26 protein-coding genes and 2 pseudogenes are annotated in these 24881 nt (G+C 70.5%); 16 read left to right on the top strand and 12 right to left on the bottom strand.

The annotated features are described in order from the left end of the window. From ABD993_RS27350 to ABD993_RS27340, 3 genes are all read left to right on the top strand, one after another. Positions 1 to 1138, top strand: a 1138-nt coding sequence (locus tag ABD993_RS27350) for an ABC transporter permease (protein ID WP_345424560.1), incomplete at its 5' end; no start/stop codon positions are given. A 96-nt stretch (positions 1139 to 1234) separates the two neighbouring features. Further along, on the top strand, positions 1235 to 2275 hold the full coding sequence (locus ABD993_RS27345; RefSeq protein WP_345424557.1) for a sugar ABC transporter substrate-binding protein: 1041 nt from the start codon (positions 1235 to 1237) through the stop codon (positions 2273 to 2275). A 77-nt stretch (positions 2276 to 2352) separates the two neighbouring features. After that, positions 2353 to 2730, top strand: a complete 378-nt coding sequence (locus ABD993_RS27340; protein ID WP_345424555.1) for a hypothetical protein — start codon at positions 2353 to 2355, stop codon at positions 2728 to 2730. 60 nt (positions 2731 to 2790) lie between these two features. Here ABD993_RS27340 and ABD993_RS27335 read toward each other — a convergent pair whose 3' ends face one another. Beyond that, on the bottom strand, positions 2791 to 3648 hold the full coding sequence (locus tag ABD993_RS27335; protein WP_345424552.1) for an alpha/beta fold hydrolase: 858 nt from the start codon (positions 3646 to 3648) through the stop codon (positions 2791 to 2793). Between the two features lie 211 nt (positions 3649 to 3859). Here ABD993_RS27335 and ABD993_RS27330 point away from each other — a divergent pair, with 211 nt between their 5' ends. Continuing rightward, complete coding sequence (locus ABD993_RS27330; RefSeq protein ID WP_345424549.1) at positions 3860 to 5092, top strand: NAD(P)/FAD-dependent oxidoreductase; 1233 nt, start codon at positions 3860 to 3862, stop codon at positions 5090 to 5092. 69 nt (positions 5093 to 5161) lie between these two features. Here ABD993_RS27330 and ABD993_RS27325 read toward each other — a convergent pair whose 3' ends face one another. The 5 genes from ABD993_RS27325 to ABD993_RS27305 form a co-directional block, all read right to left on the bottom strand. Beyond that, positions 5162 to 6478 carry an aromatic ring-hydroxylating oxygenase subunit alpha gene (locus tag ABD993_RS27325; protein ID WP_345424546.1) on the bottom strand — a complete coding sequence of 439 codons (1317 nt, stop codon included), beginning with the start codon at positions 6476 to 6478 and terminating at the stop codon, positions 5162 to 5164. Between the two features lie 39 nt (positions 6479 to 6517). After that, positions 6518 to 6859: a non-heme iron oxygenase ferredoxin subunit gene (locus ABD993_RS27320; RefSeq protein WP_345424543.1), complete on the bottom strand. Its 342-nt coding sequence runs from the start codon at positions 6857 to 6859 to the stop codon at positions 6518 to 6520. Positions 6860 to 6871: 12 nt separating this feature from the next. Continuing rightward, positions 6872 to 7435 carry an aromatic-ring-hydroxylating dioxygenase subunit beta gene (locus ABD993_RS27315; RefSeq protein WP_345424540.1) on the bottom strand — a complete coding sequence of 188 codons (564 nt, stop codon included), beginning with the start codon at positions 7433 to 7435 and terminating at the stop codon, positions 6872 to 6874. A 254-nt stretch (positions 7436 to 7689) separates the two neighbouring features. Continuing rightward, on the bottom strand, positions 7690 to 7995 hold the full coding sequence (locus tag ABD993_RS27310; RefSeq protein ID WP_345424537.1) for an AMP-binding enzyme: 306 nt from the start codon (positions 7993 to 7995) through the stop codon (positions 7690 to 7692). Further along, complete coding sequence (locus ABD993_RS27305) at positions 7992 to 9164, bottom strand: AMP-binding protein (protein ID WP_345424534.1); 1173 nt, start codon at positions 9162 to 9164, stop codon at positions 7992 to 7994. The genes ABD993_RS27310 and ABD993_RS27305 overlap by 4 nt, the downstream gene beginning before the upstream one ends. Positions 9165 to 9166: 2 nt before the next feature. Between ABD993_RS27305 and ABD993_RS36945 the strand changes: the two are divergent. The 7 genes and pseudogenes from ABD993_RS36945 to ABD993_RS27275 all read left to right on the top strand — a co-directional run. Next, positions 9167 to 9577: pseudogene (locus ABD993_RS36945) on the top strand (VOC family protein); the annotation flags it as partial. Positions 9578 to 9734: 157 nt separating this feature from the next. Continuing rightward, entirely contained in the window at positions 9735 to 11384 is a 1650-nt protein-coding gene (locus ABD993_RS27300; RefSeq protein ID WP_345424531.1) for an FAD-dependent oxidoreductase, read from the top strand. Positions 11385 to 11410: 26 nt separating this feature from the next. After that, positions 11411 to 11704, top strand: a complete 294-nt coding sequence (locus ABD993_RS27295) for a hypothetical protein (RefSeq protein WP_345424528.1) — start codon at positions 11411 to 11413, stop codon at positions 11702 to 11704. Beyond that, a complete protein-coding gene (locus ABD993_RS27290; RefSeq protein WP_345424525.1) occupies positions 11658 to 12251 on the top strand; it encodes a fumarylacetoacetate hydrolase family protein in 594 nt (197 codons plus the stop codon). Before ABD993_RS27295 ends, ABD993_RS27290 begins: the two co-directional genes overlap by 47 nt. Then, the gene (locus tag ABD993_RS27285; RefSeq protein ID WP_345424522.1) at positions 12232 to 12618 is read left to right on the top strand and encodes a hypothetical protein; all 387 of its coding nucleotides are present in this window, start codon (positions 12232 to 12234) and stop codon (positions 12616 to 12618) included. The genes ABD993_RS27290 and ABD993_RS27285 overlap by 20 nt, the downstream gene beginning before the upstream one ends. Next, entirely contained in the window at positions 12581 to 15364 is a 2784-nt protein-coding gene (locus ABD993_RS27280; RefSeq protein ID WP_345424520.1) for an ATP-binding protein, read from the top strand. Before ABD993_RS27285 ends, ABD993_RS27280 begins: the two co-directional genes overlap by 38 nt. A 50-nt stretch (positions 15365 to 15414) precedes the next feature. Continuing rightward, a complete protein-coding gene (locus ABD993_RS27275) occupies positions 15415 to 15696 on the top strand; it encodes a hypothetical protein (protein ID WP_345424518.1) in 282 nt (93 codons plus the stop codon). Between the two features lie 194 nt (positions 15697 to 15890). Here ABD993_RS27275 and ABD993_RS27270 read toward each other — a convergent pair whose 3' ends face one another. After that, the gene (locus ABD993_RS27270; RefSeq protein ID WP_345424516.1) at positions 15891 to 17084 is read right to left on the bottom strand and encodes an alpha/beta fold hydrolase; all 1194 of its coding nucleotides are present in this window, start codon (positions 17082 to 17084) and stop codon (positions 15891 to 15893) included. 48 nt (positions 17085 to 17132) lie between these two features. On the opposite strand from ABD993_RS27270, the gene ABD993_RS27265 reads away from it, so the two are divergent. Continuing rightward, positions 17133 to 17753, top strand: coding sequence for a TetR/AcrR family transcriptional regulator (locus ABD993_RS27265; RefSeq protein WP_345424513.1), 621 nt, complete (start codon positions 17133 to 17135; stop codon positions 17751 to 17753). A 102-nt stretch (positions 17754 to 17855) separates the two neighbouring features. Here the strand turns inward: ABD993_RS27265 and ABD993_RS27260 are convergent. From ABD993_RS27260 to ABD993_RS27245, 4 genes and pseudogenes are all read right to left on the bottom strand, one after another. Then, positions 17856 to 18107 (bottom strand): annotated as a pseudogene (locus tag ABD993_RS27260) (SDR family NAD(P)-dependent oxidoreductase); the annotation flags it as partial. Continuing rightward, the gene (locus tag ABD993_RS27255; RefSeq protein WP_345424512.1) at positions 18104 to 19483 is read right to left on the bottom strand and encodes an MFS transporter; all 1380 of its coding nucleotides are present in this window, start codon (positions 19481 to 19483) and stop codon (positions 18104 to 18106) included. The pseudogene ABD993_RS27260 and the gene ABD993_RS27255, both read right to left, overlap by 4 nt. Before the next feature lie 158 nt (positions 19484 to 19641). Continuing rightward, positions 19642 to 20022, bottom strand: a complete 381-nt coding sequence (locus tag ABD993_RS27250) for a hypothetical protein (RefSeq protein WP_345424509.1) — start codon at positions 20020 to 20022, stop codon at positions 19642 to 19644. Positions 20023 to 20069: 47 nt separating this feature from the next. Further along, entirely contained in the window at positions 20070 to 20906 is an 837-nt protein-coding gene (locus tag ABD993_RS27245; RefSeq protein ID WP_345424506.1) for an isocitrate lyase/PEP mutase family protein, read from the bottom strand. A 209-nt stretch (positions 20907 to 21115) separates the two neighbouring features. Between ABD993_RS27245 and ABD993_RS27240 the strand changes: the two genes are divergently transcribed. Next, positions 21116 to 21766, top strand: coding sequence for an alpha-ketoglutarate-dependent dioxygenase AlkB (locus ABD993_RS27240; protein ID WP_345424503.1), 651 nt, complete (start codon positions 21116 to 21118; stop codon positions 21764 to 21766). On the opposite strand, the gene ABD993_RS27235 is transcribed toward ABD993_RS27240, so the two are convergent. Next, positions 21754 to 22251 (bottom strand): winged helix-turn-helix transcriptional regulator, encoded by a 498-nt coding sequence (locus tag ABD993_RS27235; protein ID WP_345424501.1) that lies wholly within the window; start codon positions 22249 to 22251, stop codon positions 21754 to 21756. The genes ABD993_RS27240 and ABD993_RS27235 overlap by 13 nt on opposite strands. Positions 22252 to 22319: 68 nt before the next feature. On the opposite strand from ABD993_RS27235, the gene ABD993_RS27230 reads away from it, so the two are divergent. The 3 genes from ABD993_RS27230 to ABD993_RS27220 all read left to right on the top strand — a co-directional run bounded on the left by ABD993_RS27230 (position 22320) and on the right by ABD993_RS27220 (position 24864). Beyond that, the gene (locus ABD993_RS27230; protein WP_345424498.1) at positions 22320 to 23132 is read left to right on the top strand and encodes an isocitrate lyase/PEP mutase family protein; all 813 of its coding nucleotides are present in this window, start codon (positions 22320 to 22322) and stop codon (positions 23130 to 23132) included. Positions 23133 to 23348: 216 nt separating this feature from the next. Continuing rightward, positions 23349 to 23879, top strand: a complete 531-nt coding sequence (locus ABD993_RS27225; protein WP_345424495.1) for a mismatch-specific DNA-glycosylase — start codon at positions 23349 to 23351, stop codon at positions 23877 to 23879. A gap of 169 nt (positions 23880 to 24048) precedes the next feature. Continuing rightward, the gene (locus tag ABD993_RS27220; RefSeq protein ID WP_345424492.1) at positions 24049 to 24864 is read left to right on the top strand and encodes a GlxA family transcriptional regulator; all 816 of its coding nucleotides are present in this window, start codon (positions 24049 to 24051) and stop codon (positions 24862 to 24864) included. Positions 24865 to 24881 lie beyond the last annotated feature (17 nt).

Raw genomic sequence — 24881 nt, 5'->3', positions numbered from 1 at the left:
GGAGTCCTCCTCGCTGCGGTCGTCATCCACGCCCGCCTCAGTTAAGAGACACGCTCTAGTCGCACCGCTCACGATAAGGATCGTCATGACTCTCCTGGACAAGGATCCCGTGCTCTCCGCGGAGGCCTCGCCTGCGGACGCCACACCCGCCAGGCGTCGCCCGCGCCTGTCGCTCGGCCGCTTCACCGGCGTCGTCATCGCCCTGGCGGTGGTCTGCGTATACCTCGCGCTGACCCAGCCGGTGTTCCTCAGCTGGGGCAACATCACCAACATCGTCGCGTCCAACAGCGTGATCCTGCTGCTGGCGCTGGGCGCCACCTTCGTGATCATCGGCGGCGGCTTCGACCTGTCCTCCGCGTCGGCCCTGAGCGCCACCGGTATGGTGCTCGGCCTGGCCCTGCAGGCCGGGATGCCTGCCTGGGTCGCGATCGCGTCGCCGATCCTCGCAGGCCTGGTGATCGGCCTGGTGCAGGGCGTCCTGATCAGCTACGTGAAGATCTCCATGATCGTCGTCACGCTCGGGTTCATGTCGATCCTGGCCAGCTTCGCGCTGATCGTGAACAAGGGCGCGACCATCAGCGTCTACGGCACCCCCGGCTTCGACCCGGTCTATCAGTTCGTCAACGGCAGCGTCGGGCCGATCCCGCTGCTCATGATCTTCGACGCGGTCGTGCTCCTCGCGGCGGCGTTCGTGCTGCGCTACACCGCCTTCGGCCGGTCGCTGTTCGCCATGGGCTCCAACCCGGAGGCCGCACGGCTCAACGGCATCAACACCGCGATGATGGTGCTGTTCGTGTTCCTCATCGCCGGCCTGGCCGCCGGGCTCGCGGGGATGGTGTCCGTCGGTCGGCTCACCGGCGCCGCCGCGGCCTCCGACCCCACCCTGCTGATGACGGCGATCGCCGCCGTGCTGATCGGCGGCACCGCCTTCACCGGTGGTGAGGGCGGTGTCCTCGGCACCGTGATCGGCGTCCTGTTCCTCGGGGTGATCCAGAACGGCATGACGCTGAGCGAGATCCCCGCGTTCTGGCAGGGCACCGTGAACGGCACGATCCTCATCCTCGCGGTCGGCATCGGTGTCCTGCGCGATCGCGGGATCCGGCTGCGACGCAGAGCCATCACGACCAGGGTCGGCTGAGCCGACACGACGATCGCCCGACCGCACGGCACGACCGCGACACCCCGCGTCCCCACCCACCCATCCCGACCGACCCCGAGATCTGGAGAGATTCCCGTGAGACGAACCCTCGCCGCGGCGGCCGCCGCCGGCGCCGCCCTGGTGCTGGCCCTGACGGGCTGCAGCAGCCCGTCGACCACGCCCGCCGCCCCGTCCGCAGCCACGGGAGACGGCAGCTTCAAGGCGGGCACCAAGTTCGGCTACGCCGCCCCCGTCGCCGCCCAGCCGGGTCAGCAGCAGTTCGACTCGGGTGCGAAGGCCGCGTCGGCCTCGGTCGACTGGGACTACACCATGTACGACTCGAACATCAACCCCAGCACCCAGATCTCGAACATCACCACGATGATCCAGCGCCAGATGAACGTGATCGGTTCCTGGACGCTCGACCCGGGTGCGACGGTCGGGATCTACAAGCAGGCGCAGAACGCGGGCATCCCGATCATCGGGGTCAACTCCGAAGGCGACGGGGTCTCGGCGACCCTCTGGCAGGAGTCCTCGACGTGCGCACCCGGCGGGCCCATGGCGCAGTCCGCCGCGCTGTACGCCAAGGCCCACCCGGGCGGCCAGGTCATCACGGTGGGCCTCGACGGCGTCCCGTCGATCGACGCGGTGGTGAAGTGCTTCACCGAGGCGGCCACCGCGGCCGGGCTCACGGTGGTCAGCCACGTCTCCAACACCACCGACCAGGCGGCGGGCGCGCAGAAGCTCGTCGCCGACCTGCTCACCCGCTACCCGGACGTCAGCGGTGTGTGGGCCTACAACGACGCCTCGGCGCTCGGTGCCTCGGCGGCCGTCATCGCGGCGGGCAGGACCGTCTACGACCTGAGCAACACCGGTGTGGTGGTCACCGGGTCCAACGGCGACGCCGATGCCGTGCAGGCGGTCCGGGAAGGTCGCCTCACCGGCACCTGGGACCCGAACAACCCGGAGGCGGGCTGGCTGTTCGTCAAGCTGGCCAACGAGGTCCTCAACGGGACGGCACCGAAGAACACGGTGCTGAAGTCGACGTTCGTCACCAAGGAGACGGTCGGCCAGTACGTGCCCCCGGCCGACCGGAAGATCAGCTTCGACACGCTCGACTACACCACGTCGAACTGAGCCCACCCGAGCGTCCGGACGCCCCCCGGTGCCTCGGCACCGAGGGGCGTCCGAGTGTCGGAGAGCAGGATCTCCCCGTGACCGACGGTTCGGTCGGGGACGTCGCGGTCCAGCTCACCCTCACGGCGTTCCTGCTCGGCCTCGGACCTGCTCGGCGCCGCGGCCGTCGTTCGTGCGCTACCTCGCCGAGGGCACCTTTCACCGCCTACGCGCTGTTCGCCTTCATCTCCGGTGCGACGTTCGTGTTCCAGGAGATCTACGGCCTGTCGCCCACGGGCTACGGCGTCGTGTTCGGCACCAGCTGCGTCGGGATGGTCTGTGCCGGGCTGGTCTTCGGTGTGCCGGCCCGCGGTTCGGGGTCGACCGCCTGCTCCGCGCGGGCGTGCTCGTCGCACTCGGCGGGCTGCTCGGGTCCGGGGTCGGCGCGCCGGCCGGGGTGTGCACCGCGGCGATGACGCTCGCGGCGCTGAGCCTGCCTGCACGCCGACGGCGCTGACCGGTCTCCGGATCCGTCGCTAGAGCCCGTGGCGGCGGAGGAAGAGCTCGACCTGGTCGGCGAACTCGACGGGCCGCTCGACCGGGGGCCAGTGGCCGCAGCGGTTCAGGGCCACCAGGTCGGCCTGCGGCACGTAGCTGCTGATCATCAGGCCCTGCTCGAACGGCACCATGCGGTCGGACCGGCCGTGGATCACCAGCATCGGGACCGTGATCTCCGGCAGGAGCGCCATGTTGCTGTGCGGCACGCTCACCGACGCCGCACCGGCCCGCAGGTGGTCGGGGTGCTCCTTGCGGAAGGCCATCGTGTCGGCCACCAGCTCGTCGGTCACCCGCGCGGGATCGTGGAACAGCGTGCGCAGGAACCGCCGCAGGGCGCCCTCGTCGTCGGGTGCCTCCGCGAGGTCGGCGGCGGCCACCCCCGACTCGGAGGGGAACGGCGCGAGCAGGTACGGGTCACCGCCCGTGGAGGCGTGGCAGGCCCCCACGACCAGCCCGGTGACGCGCTCGGGCGAGCCGAGCGCGAGGACGATCCCGGTGGTCGCCCCCATCGAGGTCCCGACGACGGGTGCCGCGGCGATCCCCTCCGCGTCCATCGCCGCCGCCACCGCGCGGGCGGCGGGATCGTGGGCGGGCTCGTGGAAGGTCAGCGGACCGGTCCGCCCGAAGTTGGGCAGGTCGACCGCGATGCACCGGCGGCTCGCGCCCAGCCGCTCCAGGACGCCGGCGTAGGTCAGCCACGCGGTGGTGCCGGGCTGCGGGCCCCACGCCGCGACCAGGACCAGCGGTGGGCCCTCGCCCACGGCGACGTAGTGCACCGGCCCGTCCGGGCCCGTGGTCGAGCGGGCGAACTGCGGCGGGGCGTCGAGCAGACCCACGTGGCACCTCCGGGAAGATCGGCGAGCGCGACTGTCTCCCCGGCGCGGGCGCGCGGTCAACGACGGTGATCCGCTCGGCGGACCGCGGCCACCGGAGCGGGTCCGGCCACCGGACCGAGAGGGTGGGGCTCGGCGGCACCCGTCCGTAGCGTGAGCGCATGACGAGCACGATCTTCCGGACCGCCGTCCACACGAGCCCGGGCCCGCGGTCATGACGCCCCGGTCGGTGGTGATCGCCGGGGCGAACCTGGCGGGTGGGACGGTCGCCCGGTCGCTGCGTTCGCGCGGGTTCGAGGGGCGCATCACCCTGGTCGGGGCCGAGGCGACGCCGCCGTACGAGCGGCCCGCGCTGTCCAAGCAGGTGCTCGGCGGCGCGCAGGACCCAGGCGAGCTCGTCCTCCCGATCGACTGGGCCGGGATCGACGTGGACCTGCGCCTCGGTCAGCGGGTCGACGAGATCGTGCCTGCCGAGTCCGCCGTCGCCCTGTCGACGGGGGCGCGCCTCGGGGCCGACGCCGTCGTGCTCTGCACGGGTGGTCGCGGCCGACGGCTCGGCGTCGAGGGCGAGGATCTCGCAGGCATCCACGAGGTGCGCACCGTCGAGGACGCGCTCGCGCTGCGCGCCGAGCTCGTCGCAGGCGCCCGGGTCGTGGTGATGGGCGCCGGGTTCATCGGCGCCGAGGTCGCCGCCACCGCGCTGGGTCTGGGCTGCGAGGTGACCGTGCTGGAGCACGCCCCCGTCCCCCTCGCGCGCTCCCTCGGCCCGGTCTGGGGCCCGTTCGTGCTCGAGGAGCACACCCGGCGCGGCGCCCGCGTGCGCCTCGGCACCGGGGTGCACCGTTTCCTGGGCCGCGACCGGGTGCGCGAGGTCGAGATCGGCGGCGGCGACCGGATCCCGGCCGACGTCGTCGTGGTCGGCGTCGGGATCGAGCCCGCCACCGAGCTCGCCGCGGCGGCAGGTCTCGCCGTGGGAGGCGGCGTCCACGTGGACGAGCGGGCCGCGACGAGCAACCCGGCCGTCTTCGCGGTGGGTGACGTCACGCTGCAGCCGGGGTGGCGCGGTCAGGGCAGGGTCCGGCTGGAGTCGTTCCAGAACGCGCAGGACCAGGCCGACGTCGCGGCGGCGGCGATCCTGGGCCAGCAGGTCCCGGCGCGCGACGTGCCGTGGTTCTGGTCCGACCAGTTCGAGCACAACATCCAGATCGCCGGAATGCTCGACGCGAGCGCCGATCCGGTGGTCCGCGGCGACCGGGGCGACTGGGACTTCACCGCGTTCCACGTGCGCGACGGCGTGGTCCGCGGGGTGTTCGCGATCAATCGCGGGCGCGACGTGCGGGCTGCGATGCGGCTCATCGCGGCCGGTACCGTCGTCGACCCCGCGGCCCTGGCGGACCCGGGCACCGACCTGCGCAGGCTGGCCAGGCCGCGCGCCGCCGCGTCGTAGTCCCGGCGCCACGGACGACGACGCCGGCGGTCGGGGCTGCCCCGACCGCCGGCGTCGCCGTCGGTCGCGCTACTCGTTCATCCCGGCGGTGCCCTCGTATGTCGCCTTCTGCGGGTCGAGGGGGATGTCGGCCCAGGAGTCGGCGTTCATGAACTCCTCCCAGCGCCGGTAGAAGAGCCGGTGGTTGTTCTCGGACACGAACTTGTCCGACAGCTGACCAGGGAACACGTCGTCGGTGTGGGTGTGCCCGATGCCCAGGTTCACCCGCTGCCCCAGCTCCCGGTAGGTGCCCGAGAGACCGGACTCCGAGACCTGCCGCCAGTTGTCGACGTCGTCGGCCTCGAAGTGCCCGGTGACGCCGTTGCGCGCGGTGTGTACGCGCAGGACCTCCCGCTGCTGCTCCGGGGTGTCGGCGTTGCTGGCCAGGGCGAAGTGCCAGAACTCGGTCTTGAGCGGTCCGCGCGGGATCGCCAGCCGGAAGCCGAGGACCGTGTTGGGGAACAGGCTGTGCGTGCCCAGCACGACGGACTTCGCCCGGAACTCGCCGAGCCGCTCGACCGCCTCGGCCGTGTTGTCCTCGGCGCTGACCGTCGGGATCGACTTCGACTCACCGGCCAGGTTGTCCTCGGGCATCTTAAAGTACTGGACCTGGTGCCCGTTCACGAACGCCGCCCGGCCCTGCATGGTGAACAGCCGGTCGTGGGTGAACCGCGGCTCGCCCAACACCCGGAACATGGCGTTCGCCGCCGAGGCGTGCGACACCGGCACGTGGTACCAGTCGGAACAGTTGTCGACCGCGGTCTTCCAGTTGATCGGCTGGATCCACTTGTGCGGCCCCACCGCGTAGGTGCCCTTGCCGCTGCGGTTGAACTCCATGTCGAGGTACCAGCGGGCATCGCCCAGGTAGTCCTCGAGGCTCGGGGCGTCCTCGGCCCACGTGGCGAACACCAGCCCGGCGTAGGTGGCCACCCGGGCTCGCTTGAGGCCGAGCTTCGAGCGGTCGAGCTCTCCGTGGTAGACCTCCTGCTCACCCGGCACGTACTCGAGCTCGCCGTCGAGACCGTAGGTCCAGGCGTGGTAGCTGCAGACGAAGTTGTTGCAGTTGCCGTCGTCGGCCCGCACGAGCCGCGCCCCGCGGTGGCGGCACATGTTCAGCAGGACGTTGACCGACCCGTCGCTGCCGCGGGACAGGATGACCGGGTCCTCACCCATGTAGGTGTGGAAGAAGTCCCCGGGGTTCGGGATCAGGCTGTCGTGGCCGATCAGGAGCCACGCCCGACCGAAGATGTGCGTCATCTCCCGGCGGTAGATGTCGGGATCGGTGTAGATCGACGGGTCCAGCCAGCCCGTCTCGGGATCGAGAATCTCGTACTTCGTTCCTGCCACCGCAGTCACCTCTCGCGAGTTCGGGGTAGTCCGGCGTGCTCAGTTCTCGTGAGGGCGGTCGCGGACGAGGATCTCGCCGTCGCTCACCCGCACCGGGTAGGTGGCCATCGGGATCGTGGCAGGCATGGTGAGCGCCTTGCCGGTCCGCAGATCGAACAGCGCCCCGTGCAGGACGCACTCCACGGAGGTGCCCTCCACGAAGCCCTCCGAGAGGGAGGACCTCCCGTGGGAGCACACGTCGTCGAGGGCGTAGTAGTCACCGCCGGCGAGGAACAGCGCCCGCACCGGGCAGCCGGGGCTCGTGACGACCATCGAGTCGCCCTCGGCCAGGTCGCCGACCCGGCCGGCGGCCGTCCACCGCTCGTCGTCCTGGTCGCTCATCGCTTCCCGCTCCTAGAAGAAGATCGCCATGTTCTTGTCGAGGACGACGTTGACGTCCAGCACGATCGTGCGGCGCGAGATCTTCCACGAGCCGTCCACGGGGTGCAGGACGTCCTCGCGGTACCCGGAGTACAGCGCGGTGTCGTACTCGGCATGCGAGCGGTGGCAGAGGAACGCGGTCTTGGCGTGCACCGTCCCGTCCTCCTCGACGCGCTGGACCACGAGGTTGCCGACCAGGTGGCGCGTGCGCGACGGCGGCTCCTCGGCCCACGCCATGCCGCTGTCCATGCGCTGGATGCGCACCAGCATCATGTTGCGGTCCTCGTCGAAGAACGGCAGGTCGGTGCCGTAGGGCGGGATCTCGCGGTGCGCCTCGCGGCTCGGCACGTTCTTGCGGCGCGGCATGAAGTAGAGGAGGTCCTCGGTGAAGAGGTCCAGCCACTCGTGCATCCTGCGGTCGTCGAGCAGCCACGCCTCGGCGATGTAGAACGAGTTCAGCTCCGTCCAGAGCTCCTGGGCCGTCTTCGCGCTCGCGTCCGGGACGTAGGGTTCGGACTCGGTGTCACGCTCGATCACTGTCACCACAACCACGCGGACCTTTCAGGGGAGAACGCGATGCCGATCTCGGAGGCCTCGACGATAAGTAGCTCCGCTACGGCGGGACGAGGCCCTCGGACCGCTCATCGGAACAGGGGCGGCCGCCACACGAGGCGGTGACCTGCCTGTCATGCAGACGACATCTCAGGTCGTGAGCAGCGGCAGCACGGGATCGTGGTCAGCGTGCATCAGGCCGCCGAGAACCTGTCGCCCGCTCCGTCAATGCGGCGCGGTCAACTCTTCACCGCGGGCGACGCCACCGCCCGGCGGAGGATCTTGCCGCTGGGTCCCTTCGGGAGGGTGTCGACGGACCAGACCAGCCGGGGGCACTTGTCGGCGGCGAGGCGCTCGCGGACGAACTCGATCAGCTCGACCGGATCGGCCTCCGCTCCGGGCTTCAGCGCCACCGCGGCGCCGATCTCTTCGCCAAGAGCGGCATCCGGTACGCCGATCACCGCGGCTTCGGCGACGGCGGGATGCTGGTAGAGGACCTCCTCCACCTCGCGTGGGTACACGTTGAAGCCGCCGCGGATGATCACGTCCTTCTTCCGGTCGACGATCGTGTAGTAGCCGTCCGCGTCCCGCGTGGCAATGTCACCGGTGTGGAACCACCCGTCCCGTACGGCCTCGGCGGTGGCGTCGGCCGGTTCCAGTACCCCTTCATGAGGTTCTCGCCCCGCACCACGATCTCCCCCCGCACGCCGGGCCCGACCTCGTCGCCGGCGTCGTTGACGACGCGCATCTCGCAGCCGCGCACCGGGAACCCGACGGTGCCGGGCTTCCGCGGACGGTCGGGCTGGTTGAAGGAGGCGACACACGAGGTCTCCGAGAGCCCGTAGCCCTCGAGGATCAGGCAGCCGAACCGCTCCTCGAACTCACGGAGCACCTCGAGGGGCATCGGCGCGCCCCCGACCATGCCGACTCTGAGCGAGTCGAGTCCGCCCTCCGAACCGGACCGGGCGAGGGCCGCGTACATGGTCGGGACGCCCTGGAACACGCTGACCCCGTGCCGGGCGATGACCTGGCGTGCCGCATCCGCGTCGAACCTGCTCATCAGCGCCAGGCAGGCCCCCGCACGGAGGCCGGCGTTGAGGCCCGCGGTCAACCCGAAGACGTGGAAGAGCGGCAGCGTGCCGAAGACGACGTCGTCGGTGGTGAGGTGCAGAAGCGACTGCGCCACGATGGCGGCGTTCGAGTCGAGGTTCCGATGCGTGAGCTCGGCACCCTTCGACGGGCCGGTGGTGCCCGAGGTGTAGAGGATCACCGCGGTGTCGGAGTCGCTCCGATCCACCGGCGTGAACGGGCCGGAGGTGCTCTGGCGCGGATCCTCGATCGTGCCCGCGACGACGTCCACCGCCACGGTCCGCGCCGCGGTGGTGATCTCCTCGCCCTCTCCCACGAGGATGCGCGCGCCCGAGTCGCTGAGGTGATAGGTGAGCTCCCCGGCCTTCAGCCGCGGGTTCAACGGCACGACGATCGCGCCCAGACACAGCGCTCCGTAGAAGTAGGCCGGGAACTCCGGTCCGTTCGGCAGGGCCAGGGCGACCCGGTCGCCTGCTCCGACGCCGTGGTCCTTGAGGACGGCCGCCGCGTCGACGGCGGCTGTCGCGAGATCGCCGTAGGTGAGGACGAGGTCGTCCTGGCGGAGTGCGGGGCGAGGCCCCCATCGTTCTGCGCTCCTCGCGAGCGTCTCGGCGAGAGTGGTCATGAGTGGGGGACCGTGATTCGTTTCGCATCGGCTTGTCCGAGGTCGTGCTGCGCACCCCACACTACGAGAGGCTGTGTCGCTTCTACACCGAGATCCTGCGGCAGCCTCCGACGCTGGACATGACCCCCGCGAGTGGCGTCGGCACAACCGATCCGGATACACCGACCCGCATCGCGTTCTTCCAGCTGCCCGGTGGGTTTCCCTACACACAACGCATCGCGGTGTTCGAGTGCGCTGACGTCGGTGGGACGGAACGACGTTCGGTCGGGCTGCATCACCTGCAGGTCCGATACCCCGACCTGGAACGCCTGTACGGCCAGTACCTGCACCTCAAGGCGCTGGGTGTGCTGCCGACCGAAGCGGCCGATCACGGTGTGGCGAGCAGCCTCTACTACCGCGATCCCGACGGGAACAAGGTGGAGCTGTCGGGGATGAACTTCGCGACGGAGAGGAGATGCGGGCGTTCATGCAGTCCGCGGAGTTCCAGCGGAATCCCGACGGGCACGAGATCGATCCCGAGGAGTACTTCGCGCCGGGGGGCGAGGCCGCGGGATACAGCGGTGTCCGCCGATGACCGTGGCCGTCGCCGGTCAGGCCGTCAGGGAGATCGACGCCGACGAGTACGACGTCGTCGTGATCGGGGCGGGACCCGTCGGGCTCGCCACGGCGATCGACCTGGGCACGCGGGGCGCACGCGTTCTCGTCGTCGACCGCAGGGACGGGTCGATCACCTACCCGACGGCGGAGTCCATCGATGTCCGAACGATGGAATGGCTTCGACAACACCGACTGTCGGGTGAAGTGGACAGGAGTGGCTTCCCGGCTGAGTATCGTCGGGACCTAGCCTTCGTGACCCGGTTGACCGCCCACGAGGTCGCACGCTTCCCTCGACCGTCCAATGCGGATCGGCTGTCGACGGCACCGAGCGCGAGCCCGGAGGGTGGCGCGTGGTGGCCGAAGTTCTGGTTCGACACCGCTCTGCGCAGCCGGGCGGAGTCGCTTCCCACCGTCACCGTTCGCTATGGATGGCGATGCTCGCAGACCGCCGAGGAGGGCGACCGTGTCTTCGCGCTCCTCGAGCAGGCACGGGGCCTCAGCAAGCGGGTGGTGGCGTCCTACGTCGTCGCTTGCGACGGAGCCGAGTCCCCCATTCGTCGCCGGCTCGGCGTGGCAATGGAGGGCCAGCCGGGAGACGCGACATGGCAGGGCGTATTCGTCGACATCCCCGACCTTCTCGAGGTCACCAGTTCGCCGCCCGCCGTGCAGTACTACGCCCTCCGGCCGCGACGCGCGATCTTCGGTTCGCTCAACGGCGACAATCTGTGGCGCGTCACGTATCCACTACGGTCCGCCGAGCGACACGGTGCCGACGAGGTGGTGGCGACGATTCGGGACTGCATCGGCAGCGCCGACATCAAGGTGAACGTCATCGACTCCAGAACCTGGTCCGGACGAACCGCCGTCGCGTCGACTTACCGTGTCGGGCGTGTCCTGCTGGCCGGTGACGCCGCTCATCAGATGTGGCCGTCGGGAGGTCACGGCATGAACACGGGGATGGGCGACGTGCACAACCTCTGTTGGAAGCTGGACATGGTCCTTCGCGGACAGGCGGGACCCGAGTTGCTCGACAGTTACGACCGCGAACGCAGGCCCGTGGCGGAGCGCAACACGCGACGCGCCCAGGCGAACTACCTGGCGGACATCGCCTTACCGACGGGGGCGGACCTCGATGACGAAGGCGAGGAGGGCGATGCAGCCCGTGCCCGCGCCGCCGATGCCGTCATCCGAACGCGGGCTGTGGAATGGTCCTCGCTCGGCACCCAGCTCGGATACCGCTACACGGAATCTCCCGTCGTGATCGGTGCCGACGCTTCGGACGCACCGGACGATCACAGCATTTACGTTCCCGCAGGCGTTCCGGGCTGCCGCGGCCCCCACGTCGTACTTCCGGACGGCGGTTCCGTTCTGGACCTGTTCGGCCGCTCGTTCGTACTGCTCGTGTCATCGGACGGGGCCGACGCCGATGACTGGATATCGGCGTTCGCCGATTCGGGAGCGCCATTGGACGTCATCCAGTTGTCGGGCACCGATGTCTCCGCCTCGTACCCCATGCCCTTGACGTTGGTCAGACCCGACGGATTCATCGCCTGGGCCGGCTGCCGCTCCGAAGACGCCGACGCCCTCACCGCGGCCGTGCTGTGCAGATCGGCTGCGCTGTGACACGAGTCGCGCAGACCGCCCGAGGCGTGGCACGAATCGAGGGGGAGCACCTCTGCCTCCTGGATCTGGCGCTGTCACTCGACGATCTCATACGCGGCGGTCAACTCGACCGAGCGTCGAACGCGTCGGTTCGGGACGTCGCCGCGGTCGGGACCGTGCCGATGCTCGCGCCCGTTCGCCGGCCGGGCAAGATCTGCATCGTCGGGCTCAACTACGCCGACCGCGCCCGTGAGATCGGGGCGGATGTGCCCTCGCACCCGCGCTTCCTTCGCGGTGGGTTCGGCGGTCGGCAATCCGGGGGATGCCATCGTGCTCCCTGAGTTCGCTGCCGAGGAGGTCGACTACGAGGGGGAGGTGGCCCTCATCATCGGAACGCCCGCCCGCCGCGTGAAAGTCGATCGAGCCTGGCACCACCTCGCGGGATTGACCGCAGCCAACGACGTCTCCGCGCGCGACGTCCAACTCGGACGTCGCGCACACGTCGGACGTCCGAACGTCCCCGTCGCCAAGTCGTTCGACAGCTTCAAACCGCTGGGGCCCTGCATGCTGAGCGCCGACGACGTCGACGCCGGACAGCCGCTCGTGGTGCGGACCCATGTCGACGACGAGCTACGTCAACACGCGTCGACCACCGACATGATCTTCGGATTCGCGGAGCTGGTATCGGAGATCAGCCATTACGTCACGCTCGAGCCGGGGGACGTCATCCTGACGGGCACCCCCGCGGGCGTCGCCGAGAACACCGGGAAGTTCCTGAAGGCCGGTCAGACCGTCCGCGTGGAGGTCGACGGCGTCGGCACGCTCTCGAACTCCGTGTGCCGCATGGCGCCGCAGAACTCTCCGGTCGGTGAAGGAATCGTGCGATGACAGCGTCCAGGGCTGCCCTGCAACGATCGTCGCCCACGTCCGCGGGGTACGGGAGCATCGCCGGATCGTCGACGGCCAGACCGGCAAGCCTGTATTCGTCGCGCGCCGCGTGCACGACCACGTGTTCATCGGCCGCCGTGGCATCGCCGACGTCGACGGCGCCTGGTGGCTGGTCGACCTCGACAGCCTCCGGAAGAACATCCTCGATCAGTCCGTCACCTATGGCGCCCCGCCGTGTCGCAGATCCTGCGGCGGAGGCCCGCGTTCCCACCCCACCAGCCGCCGTCGCCGGGTTCCCGGTTCGGGCCTGTCACGTCATGCTGGGCCGCATGACCACGGCCGGTGCGCTGCTCGGGCGGGACAGTGAGCTCGCCGCGCTGCGGGCCTGGATCGGTGACGCGGTCGCGGGACGGGGTCGGGTCGTCCTGGTCACGGGTGAGCCCGGGATCGGCAAGACGCGGCTCGCGCAGGAGCTGGCCACGCTCGCCGACAGCGCCGTGGTGTGGGGGCGCTGCGCCGAGACGGCGGGGGCGCCGCCGTTCTGGCCGTGGCTCGAGGTCGTGCGGCGTCTCGGGGTGAGCGAACCGCCGTCCGGGGAGATCGACTCGTCGCCGCAGGATCGTTTCCGAGTCGTCGAGGCGATGGCTGGGGCGGTGTTCGCCGCCGCGGCGCGACAACGCCCGCTGCTGATCGCCCTCGACGACCTCCAGTGGGCGGACGAGGCGTCCCTGCTCGTGCTGCGCCATGTCGCGGACCGCGTGGCGGACGCGGCGCTGCTGGTGGTGGCGACGGTCCGAGACCCGGGGCTCGGCGGGGTGCTGGACGACCTGGTCCGGTCGCCGGGGACGGAGTCGCTGCGTCTGACGGCGTGGGGTCCGCACGAGGTGGCGCGGCAGCTCGAGTCGCTGGGCGCGGGCCGGGCCGACGCCGACCGGGTGCACGACGTGACCGGTGGCAACCCGTTCTTCGTCCGCGAGGTGGCCCGGGCGGTGGCGGAGGGGACGTGGTCGCCCGGTGGGGCGCCCGGAGGTGTCCGCGACGCGATCGGTGCCCGCGTGGACCGACTCGACGCCGAGACCCGCGGGCTCGTCCGGGCGGGCGCGGTGATCGGCCGCCGGTTCCCGCTCGCGGTGGTCGCGGACATCCTGCACACCCCGGTCGAGGAGTGCCTGGGCGCGGCGGACGCGGCCGTCGCGTCCGGGTTGCTCGCCCGGGTCGGCGGCGGTGAGCTGCGGTTCGCCCACGACCTGGTCCGGGACGCCATCCGCGGCGCACTCTCGACAGCGGAGACGGTCGCGCTGCACCGCGCGGCCGCGACGGCGTTGGAGGCGCACTGGGCCGGCAGGCTCGACGGCCATCTCGCCGAGCTGGCCTGGCACCACCTCGCGCTCGCGCCGTACGGGCATGCGGCGTCCGCTCGTGAGTGGGCGCTTCGCGCCGGCGCCGAGGCGGTGCGGCGGCTCGCCTTCGAGGAGGGTGTGCGGCTGTACCGGGCGGCCTTGGACGTCGCCGCCGCGTGGCCGGACGACGTGGAGCCGTGTCGCGCCCACCTCGCACTCGGGCGCGCGGCCTTCCTCTGCGGCGACCTGGGCACGGCCGTGTCCGCCGCCGTGGCCGCGGCGGGTCGTGCTCGGGACGCGGCTCGGCCGGATCTCGTCGCGGAGGCGGCGTTCGTACTGGAGCCGGTTCCCGACCCGGCGATCGGCGTGGTCCTCACCGAGCTGTGCGAGGAGGCGCTGGCCTCGGTCACGGAAGACGCGCTGCGGGCGCGGCTGCTGGCCTTGCGCAGCCATCTCGCCTTCTACGCCGGTGACCATGAGCTGACCCGGTCGGCGAGCGAGGCGGCCCTGGACCTGGCTCGTCGGGCCGGGGACACCGCGGCGCTGGTGGCCGCCCTGCGTGCCCGCCACGACGCCTGCCCCGGCCCGGCAGGGCGCGACGTGCGGCTGGCACTGGCCGACGAGATGGTGGTGCTGGCCGAGCGCACCAGCGATGCGCGCACCGCGATGTGGGGCAGGCTCTGGCGGATCGACGCGCTCGTGGAGGGGGGTGAGCTGGGCCGAGCCCGGGACGAGCTGGCGCCGTTGACGGTCGCCGTCGAGCGCGTCGGGGGCCCGGCGAGCGGGTGGCACCGCGACCGGGCCGAGGCGTGCGTCGCGCAGGCCCAGGGCCGGTTCGAGGACGCGCGGGCGGCGGCCGCCCGCGGGTTCGAGCGCATGCGGCTGATCGAGAGGTCGTCGGCGACCGGCGCCTTCCTGGGCACCCAGTGGGCGCTGGCCCGCCACGTCGGGGTCTCCGACGACGCCCTGTCGATGGCCCGAACGTGGGTCGAGCCACCACCGCGGTTCCGCACGATGGGCCGGGTGTCGCGCGCGTTCCTCCTGCTCCGCGCGGGATTCCCGGACGAGGCCGACGCCCAGTTCCGGCAGGCTGGTCCGCCGGAGGCGTGGTCGTGGCCGGTGTTCTTCACCGCGGTCGGCTCCACGCTGGCCGTCCTCGTCGCCGCAGGCCTGGACCGGCCGGACGAGCTGGTGGCGGCGATCGAGACGCTGGAGGCGTTCCGCGGCGAGCACGTCGTCGGCAGCGGGGTGAGCTACTGCGGTCCGGCCGAGCTCACCCTCGGGATCGGGGCCCTCGCCCAGGGCCGGCTCGACGACGCCGTCGCCGACCTGGACACCGCGGTGCGGCGGTGCGAGTGGGCCGGAGCCCCGGCCTTCCTGGCCGAGGCCGCCCACCACCTGGCCGCGGCCCTGGCGATCCGCTCCCGCCCGGGCGACCGTGAGCGTGCCCGGCGGTTCGCGCTCACCGGTGACCGGCTCGTCCGCTCTCTCGGGATGACCGCCTTCGCCGAACCGAGCGCGGAGCTGCTCCGGCGGCTCGGGCCGGGGGATGCCGGCCTGTCCGCGCGGGAGATGGAGGTGGCCGGACTGGTGGCCGAAGGACTCACCAACCGACAGATCGCCACTCGGTTGGTCATCTCCCAGCGCACGGCGGGCAATCACGTCGCGCACATCCTCACCAAGCTCGGGTTCACCACGCGCAGCCAGATCGCGGCGTGGAGGAGCACGACGATGAGCGATCCGACTCATGCCCGGCGCGGCGCGGCTCCCTAACGTCCCCGGTCAGCGGCCACCGTGGCCGCGGATCCGAGGAGGTTGACCACATGACCTACGTGACCGTCGTCGAGGACTCGCCCGCCGGAACCGTCGAGAACCTGGACAAGCTGATGAGCGACATCCTGCCCGAGCCGGACGGGCTGGCCGCCCGGTACGCGGGCACGGTCGGCGGCAAGCTCGCCATCGTGGCGATCTGGGAGTCCCGCGACCACGCCGAGACGTTCATGTCCACCCAGCTGGGCCCCGGACTGCGGCGACTGCTCGGCGCCGCCCCGGCGAGCCCCCCGCACACGCTCGGCATCGAGGTGGAGCACTACTACGTACGCTGATCGACGCCCTCCACCGAGGCCTTCGTACAGACCACGACACGGTCACGACCGACAGCAGCAGCGCGAAGCCGCGGACCGAAACCCTTCGGTGACGGGGACACGCTTCAGCTCGCTGTCCGGGCAGTGCCGAACGGCAGACGGTCGCCACCGCGCCCACTCCGGCGACGGCGAACGCGGTGGTGGCTGCCGGGATGTCAGCCGGTGTGCTCGGCTACCAGCCGAGCCAACGCGGCCGGGCTGCGCAGCGGGAGCAGGTGGTTGTCGCCGTCGATCGTTGCGACCCGCGCGTCGGGCAGGAGTCCGGCCAGGTGTGCGACGAGGTGGTGCGTGACAGGCGGGCTGTCGCCGCCCTGGACGAGCAGCACCGGGGCGTCGACCTTCGCGTCGAACGTCCACCTGCTCGCCGCACCGATCTCGTCGGCGAAGAAGAACGCGGACTCGCGGACCGCGCGGTCGAGCCCGTCCTCGCCGAGCGCGGCGGCCACGACGGCGCGGTGGTCGGGTCCGCAGACCAGATCCATGAACGCGTCGTAGGCGGAAGGGAGGTCCCCGGCCGCGGCGGCGCCGATCGCACCGCCGATGACGGGGGCCGCAGTGGCGTGCAGCGCGTCGAGATCAGCCGGGTCGGCCAGTGGGTCCAGCAGCGGTGGCTCGGCGAGGACGAGACCTCGGACCAGATCGGGACGGTCCGCCGCCAGCTGCAGGGCGATGGCCGAGCCCGACGAGTGCCCGACGACCGTCGCCGGCTGTCCGCCCAGCTCGTCGAGCAGCGCCGCGCAGTGCGCCGCGTGGTCGGCGAAGGAGAGCGCTCGGGTCGGGGTCGTCCCGTAGCCGGCGCGACGAACCGAGACGACACGCAGCGCGTCGAGCGCGGGCTCGGCGACGAGCCGATCGAACCAGGCACCGAAGACCCCGGCGTGCACGAGCAGCACGAGCGGGCCGTCACCCCCGCTGTCGGTCCAGGTGATCTCCCCGCCCGCCACCTGTAACCGGTGCTCGGGCGCGGTCTCGTCGGTGTAGAGGCGGATCTCGACTCCGTCGGGATCGCGAACGCCGACGAGGACGGCCCCGCCGGCGTGGCCGGTGAGCACCTCACCGTGCGGCTCGCCCATCTCGTCGAGACGGCGCTGCCATCCGGCGACCGCCGCGCGGTCGGGGACGGCCAGCGCCACAGCGTCGAAGCCGGACATCGCCGCCGCCCGTTCCGGATCGTGCCGCAGCGCGATCTGCACGCCGCTCGGATGGCCCAGGGCCACGCCGCGCAGGACGCCGTCCTCGACGAACTCGATCGCCGTCGTGAAGCCCAGGACGCGTTCGTACCAGGCGCCGCTGCGCGCCACATCCGTCACGGGCAGCTTGACATGGTGGACACCGCTGATCGCAGTCATCGGGACCTCAGTTCGTTGTAGTTGAACTCTAGAGCTAGAGTCCAACGTATGGCGAGTGACGTCAAGGGCGCTTCGCGCACACAACAGACCCAGGCCACGCGGCGCCGGATCGTCGACGCCGCGGCGGAGCTGTTCATCGCCGAGGGATACGCGGCCACCACGCTGGCGCAGGTCGCCCGACGGGCGGGAGTGGCCGTCCAGACGGTCTACTTCCACTTCGGCAACAAGCGCACCGTGCTCAAGGAGGCCGTCGACGTCGCGGCGGTCGGGGACGACGAGCCCGTCGCACTGCTCGAGCGGCCCTGGCTCGAACGGGTTCGGGCCGAACCCGACCCCCGACTGGTGATCGAACTATGGCTGGACAACAGCCGCACGATCATGGAGCGCGTCGGCCCGATCATGCGCGTCGTGCGCGACGCGGCCGCGACCGACCCGGAGATGGCCGCCCAGTGGAAGACGAACGCGGAACAGCGGGCCACGGCGTTCGGAGTGCTCGCGCAGCTCCTCGACGACCGTGCCGCCCTACGGGTGCCTCTCGACGAGGCCACCGACATCCTCTGCGCGCTGCTCGGCCTCGAGCTGCACAGCGTGCTCGTCGACCGCGGCTGGACCTCGGACCGCTGGCAGCGCTGGGTCACCGAGACTCTGGTCGCCACCCTGCTCCAGTGACGGAACGATTGCAGTGCAGTCACGAGCAGGGAACTCATGCAGTACCAGCGCCGTCTTGCCGGGCCGGTAGTGGCCGGCGGTGGCCATCCCGAACTCCGCGACCATCGTCGTGACGTTCACGATCGCGCCGTGACCGCGGGCGGCCATGCTCGCCACCAACGCTGCGACCAGCAGGTAGGGCGCTTCGACGTTGACCGCGAACACCTCGTCGATGTCCCCGGGCTTCGTGTCCGTGGTGGCGCCGAAGGGGAAGACGCCCGCGCTGTTGACCAGGACATCGACGTGGCCACCGCCCAACTCGGTCGCGCGTTCGGCGAGTAGCGCAATGCACGTCGCGCCTGTGGATGCCGTCATCCGAGGCCTCGTGCTCGTCCCCGCGGGTGGCAGGCGAAGACTGCGAGCGCCCCTGCGGCTGTGAACCCGGTGGCGACGAGGTTCGCGGCGTCGAAGCCCTGCAGCAAACCGGCTGGACCCGAGGGTAGTCCGGGTCGGGTCGCGATGATGGCGACGACGGTGGTGCCGATCGCAGAGCCGACGTAGCGAGCGGTGTTGTTGGCCCCGCTGCCCATCGCTGAGCGGCCTCGCGGCGCGCTCGCCACCGCCTCGCGGCCGAGCGCGGCGTTCACGACCCCGCTGGTGGCTCCGGCGAGGAGCAGGCCGGGGAGGTATCGCCAGGGTGAGGACTCGGGTGTCGCACCCAGCAGCAGTAACTGTCCGACGGCGACCACGACGAGTCCGGTCGCGAGCTGCATGCGCCCGCTCCAAATCGTCGGGAGGCGCCGGGCCAGCAACGAGGTGATCACGCCCGTCCCCGACCACGCCAGCAGCACCACCGCCGCGAGGACGGAGGAAGCGCCGAGCCCGCGGGCCATCACAGTCAGCAGGAACGACGTCGTGGCGATGATCCCTGCGCCGGTCGCGAACGCCCCGATGAGCGCGGCGAGGAAGGGCGGGGACCGGAAGAGCTCGGGATCGATCATCGGGAAGGGCCGGCGGTGCTCGACGACCAACCAGACCGCGAACAGCCCCAGCCCGCCGAACACGAGCACGAGCACGAGCGGGTGCGTGGGGCCGGTACGGGCCTCGACCAACCCGGTGAGCAGCGCCCCGATCGCCGCCGCGAACAGAACCACTCCCGGAATGTCGACGGGGCGGGGTCGCTCGGCGCGCGACTCGGCGAGCAGGAAGCGGGCGACGAGCGCGAGCGCGACGGCGAGCACCGCCTCAGCCCAGTACGACGCCGTCCAGCCCCCGAAGTGGGTCGCCCCGGCTGCCAGCAGTGGACCGACGGCGATGCCGGCGCCGAGCGCGGCGCCCCACACACCGCTGACCCTCCTGGCCTCGGGGCTGCCTGCCGGGAACGTGTGGCCGATCAGTCCGAGGCCGGCTGCGATGAGTGCCGCGCCGCCGACGCCGGCCGCGATCCGCCCCGCGACCAGCACGACCGTCGTCGGGGCGACGGCGCACACCACCGAGGCGGCGGCGAGCACGACGCTGCCCAGGACGAGCGCGCGGCGCCTGCCGAGGTCGTCGGCGATCGCGCCGCTCGCGAGCAGTGCGATCCCCAGGCCGATGCTCATGGAGCTGAGGATCCATGCTTGCCCCTCGGGCCCCGAATCCAGCGCGGAAGCGGTCGCGGGCAGCGTGGCCAGCGGCGTGGTGAAGGCGATGAGAGCGAGGAAGGTCGCCGCGGAGGCGACGATGACCGTGGCTCGATCCGTCTGCCGCATTTCATACACTCTCCGTCGGCGCCGCGCGCGGTGCAGCCTCGGCGACCGGTCGTCGCCACGCAGCGATGCGAATTCGATGCCTCATCGCAGAACCATCGAAACGGTTAGTCGTGGAGGTTTCAGACTCCGTCGCTCTCGCCACCGGCGCGACCCCGCGCTCAATCGCTGGATGCCTCCATCCACTCGAGCGATTCCGCTCGCTCTCCTGTCAGGAGATGAACCACCAGCGCCTCGATGGCTGCGCGCTGACTGATTCTGGTCTCCTCCGGAGGGGCGCATCTCCGTTCCGGACCGCGTGTGTAGACGAGATCGTTCGCGAGGGGCAGAAGGCCTCGCTCCGCGGCGGCGAAACTGATGCCGTCGTTGTGCCAGAGCACGCTGCTGCGCGGCCCGGGGCCCACGAGGATCGGGCCGTCGGGCCGAAGGGGAACGTCTTGGAGATCGACCTGGATGGCGGCGCCCTCCACCTCGGCTCGAGCCGAGATCTTCTGCAGTGTGTCGTCGAACCCGTCCACGCTGTCGACCACGGCCTCTGTCATGGCGGCGTCATCAGGGGCTTGGTAGCGGAGTGTCAGCCTTCCTCGCATCAGCGTGCTCGGAACGCGCCGTTCACGTCGCCGAAGGGATCCGCGTCGGCGAGCGAGTCGAAGGTGCCCTTGCCAAGCGCCTCGACCGCGGCCCGCCGGGCGAGTGAGTACGCGGCCTGGGCGATGGCCTGCCCGACGCTCACCCGGCGTACACCGGCCGCGCGCAGCTCGTCCACGCTCGGGGCCCCGGGACCGGCCATGACGTTGACCGGGAGGTCGACCCGGCTCGTGAGCTCCGACAGCGTGCCGAGGTCGAGTAGGCCGGGCACGAAGAGGGAGTCGGCGCCGGCGGCCGCGTAGGAACGGGCGCGGGCGACCACGTCGTCGAGTCGCCCGGCTTCGGGGCCGATGCCGGACAGGTAGACGTCGGTTCGAGCGTTGACGACCAACCCCGGAAGGCCTGCAGCAGAGGCGGCCTCTCGTGCAGCACGGATCCGGGCGTCCTGCTCCTGCGGTTCGAACAGCGGACCGCCCGGCGCGCGTGAGTCCTCGAGGTTGATGCCGACGGCACCGGCCTCGATCACCGCTGTCACGGTGCGCGCGACGTCATCCGTGTCGGGCCCGTAGCCGCCTTCGACGTCGGCCGAGACCGGGAGGTCGACCGAGGCCGCGATCCGCGAGACGGCGTCGATCATCTCCGCACGGGTGAGGTTCTGCCCGTCGGGGCGACCGAGGCTCCACGACACACCTGCGCTCGTGGTGGCGATCGCCCTGGCGCCGCCGGCGGCGATCAGTGCGGCGCTCGCGGCGTCCCAGGCGTTGGGGAGAACCAGCACGTCGTCGTCCTGGAGCAAACGCAGCGTGGCGGCCTTCGCACGCTGCTGATCGGTGAGCATTGTCGAACTTCCTTCGTTGAGTGGCGATTCAAGATCCATCTAAGAGCGGCTGCGGCGCGCCCGTCAAGCGGAAGCCGAAAAAACGCTGACTTGGCATTTCCGCGCGAGCGAGCGATCTTTACTTGGCTTTTCCAAGGCATCTCCGACTTGGGTTTTCCCTGCCAGCTCTCCCGAGACCTCCTGCACATTCCCGAGGTACGCTCGATCACATGTCCCACCAGCAGTCGCTGTTCTCTCCGATCCGCACCGCTGCGGTCGACTTCGAACGCACAGGCGGCCTGGACGTTGTCGTCGACGCGAGTTTCGGCGCGGCCGAACGCATCCAGCTCGATGAGAGGTCGTGGATCACCTACGTGCCCGGCTGGCTCTCCGGCGACGAGACGTTGATGCGTCACCTGATGACCCACGCCCCCTGGGAGCAGCGGTCGCGGTGGATGTACAACCGGGTGGTCCAGGAACCACGGCTGACCGCGGAGTATCCCGTCATCGCGGAGGCGCCCCACCCGGTGCTGCGCTACCTCACCGACGAGCTGTCCGAGCACTTCGGGGTGGCGTATTCGCGGCTGTGGATGAACTGGTATCGCGACAATGAGGACGGCACCAGCTGGCACGCCGACCGCCCCGTCAACAAGCTCGACGAGGTCGTGATCCCGGTGCTCAGCCTCGGCGCCACCCGCCGGTTCCTCATCAAGCCCGACGGCGGCGGCCGATCGACCGTGATCGTGACCCACGGCGGCGATCTGGTCGTGATGGGCGGTCGCTGCCAGAAGGACTACAAGCACTCAGTACCGAAGCAGCGGGCAGCGGCCGGCCCCCGCCTGAGCCTGAACTTCAGTCCGCGGCAGTCTCAGATCGCGTAGCGGTAGCTGATGCGATCGGCTGAGACGATGGCGTCGTCGGCGTCGACGAAGTCGACCCGCACCGGTTTGTCCTCGCCCACGGTGCGGCCGATCTCGGTGAGGCCGGTGCCGCTGGGCCGGTGGACGTCACCCCACTGTTGCAACGCCGCCAACACCAGCCGCATCTCCTTACCCGCCTGCGTGAGCTCATATCGGAAGCGGGTGCGCCGCCCGGGTTCCTTGTACGACTCCTTGGTCAGGAGCCCCTCATCCACCAGTCTGTTCAGGCGCTGAGCGAGGATGTCGGTCGCAATGCCCAGCACGTCCTGGAAGTCGGAGAAGCGCGAGACCCCGTTCAGGGCCGACTCGCACAGAATCCGCAACGTCCACTTGTCACCGACGATGCCGAGCACCCGGGCGATCGTGCAGACCCGCTCATCCTCCTGGCCGACAGGGTCCTGCTCCATGGCGGACTCCTCCACCACAGCCGAGTCGGGCGTCGTCATGCCTCGACGGTACTACCGCGGTTCAACACCGAATCTCGTCTCCTGGGCCGCCCAACGAAAGGTGCGCGATGACCACCAACCCTCGAGCGGAATCCGAGCCTGTGACGACGGCGTTCGCCCGCCTGCATGACGGGCCGACCCCGCTGTTGCTGCCCAACGCCTGGGACGTCACCTCGGCCCTCGCCTTCGTGCGCGCCGGATACTCGGCCATCGGCACCACCAGCTTCGGCGTCGCCGCGAGCGACGGCCGACCCGACGGCGGCCGCGCCACCCGCGACGCCAACCTCGCCCTGGCCGAGGCCCTGCGCCGCCTTCCGATCCCGCTGAGCATCGACATCGAGGACGGCTACCACGACGAACCCCCCGCCGTGGCCGACTACGTCGCCACCCTCTCCCGCTCCGGAGTCGCGGGCATCAACATCGAGGACAGCAGCGCCGAAGTCCTCATCGACCCCGCACGACACGCCGCGAAGATCACCGCGATCAAAGATCGCCGCCCGGACCTGTTCGTCAACGCCAGGGTCGACACCTACTGGCTGGGCCAGGACGCCACACCGGAGCACACGCTCACCCGCGCGGAGGCCTACGTCCGCGCCGGTGCCGACGGGGTGTTCCTGCCCGGGCTCACCGACCCCGACACCCTCCGCTCGGCGACTCGAGCCCTACCCGTGCCGGTCAACACCCTCGTCGTCCCCGGTCTCACTCTCGCCGAGCTCGCCGAGCTCGGTGTACGGCGCGTCAGCACCGGCTCACTGCCCTACCGGGCGGCCCTCCACGCCGCCCTCGACGTCGCAGCAGCAACCCGCGACGGCCGCACCCCACCATCAGGGCTCCCCTACTCCGAACTCCAGGCCGCCCTCGTCGACCACGCCGCGCCGTAGCCCACTCGGCGCCCGAGAGTGCGCCAGGTCAACGCTGTTCGCTCGGCTCCGTCCACGCGAGAGGTACATGTCAACGAGACCATCGAGCGAGGCGAGGTCGGCCAATGCTCTTCGAATTCCGCGAACAGCAGGTCTTCCGCGAGCACTCTCTATTCGATCGAGCGACCGTCTCCGCGAGGACTGTTCATGAGCCCACACACTTCCACAGTCCCCGACTTGATCGGCTCGGGCGTTCGGATTCTGTTTGTGGGAGTCAACCCCAGCCTGAGCGCCGTAGCAACCCAGGCTCCGTTCGGTCGACGCGGGAACCGCTTCTATCCGGCGATGTACCGGGCGGGCATTCTCGATCGGAACATCGACGCATCGAGGGGAATGCGTCAGGTGGATCGAGAGTACCTCCTATGGCGAGGAATCGGGATCACCAGCCTCGTGCGACGAGCGACCGGTCAAGCAAACGAACTCCGTCCGGAAGAGCTCATTCAAGGGCGTCAAGCTCTGGCCCGGCTGGTGTGCACGGTCGACCCGAGTGTCGTTGCAGTGCTGGGCATCACCGCTTTTCGGATCGCATTCGAAGACCGGTCAGCCGAGCTGGGAAGGCAGCCCCACGATGTCTGCCAGACTCCTCTGTGGGTGCTTCCTAATCCTAGCGGCCGCAACCTGCGGGCTACTCTGGACGATATCGCCGAAGCTTTCCGCGAGGTGGCGGTTGCAGCTGGGATGGATGTCCTTCCTGCGTTTCCCCGGTAACGTCACGGCTGCCGCTGCGGGCCCTCCGTCAGCGCTGGAGCGCGGCGTCGCAGCCTGGCGTCGAGTAGCCCGCGCCGGCCAGGCCGGTACGTGCCGCAGGCAGGTACTGCCGGTGGCGGGTAGTCGAGCATCCTTGCTTTCCCGCCAACGCGGATCCAGGATCGAGGGCGTGACACACCGCGTCGTCGCTCTCGCTCTTCCGGGGTTGTTCACCTTCGACCTCAGTAGCGTCGTGCAGCTGTTCGGGCATCCACCTGAGCTCGAGTCGCATGCTGAGCCTCTCTACGATTTTTCCGTCTGCGGATCCGAGAGCGGTTCCGTGCGCACCGCGGACGGATTCGACCTGGTCGTGACCGGCGGCCTGGAGACACTGAGCGATGCGGACACGGTCGTAGTTCCGGGCTACGACAACGCCTGGGCCGCTGAGCCGGATGAGCCCGCGCTGAGAGCTCTGCGGCGGGCGGCCGATCGCGGCGCCAGGATGATGTCAGTCTGTGTGGGGGCATTCGCGCTCGGCCATGCCGGGATTCTCGACGGGCGACGAGCCACCACTCACTGGGCCGTCGTAGACCGGCTCGCTGACCAGTTCCCCGCTACCTCGGTGGTCTCTGATGTCCTCTACGTCGACGACGACCACGTGTTGACCTCGGCGGGCCTCGCCAGCGGGATCGACCTGAGCCTTCATGTCATCCGAGCCGACCACGGTGCTCAGGTCGCCGCAAGGCTGGCCCGGTGGAACGTGGTCGCTCCGCACCGGGACGGCGCCCAGGCACAGTTCATCGATATCGCCTTGCCGGACACGTCTCGGACGAGCATTGCATCCACCTGCGCATGGGCATTGGGCCGCCTCGACGGTCACCTCGACCTAGCCGACCTCGCCGCCCACGCCGGAATCTCTGAGAGGAGCCTCCTACGACGCTTTCACGACGAACTCGGTACCAGCTGTCCGGGGACGGCCTTTGGTGTCGGTCGGTGGACGACCTGACGTGTCGTTGGCCCGGG

The sequence above is a fragment of the Pseudonocardia xishanensis genome (assembly GCF_039541715.1).
GTDB classification, from domain to species: Bacteria; Actinomycetota; Actinomycetes; order Mycobacteriales; family Pseudonocardiaceae; genus Pseudonocardia; species Pseudonocardia xishanensis.
Note: the sequence above shows the minus strand (reverse complement) of the source record. Positions and strands in the feature narration are given on the sequence as shown.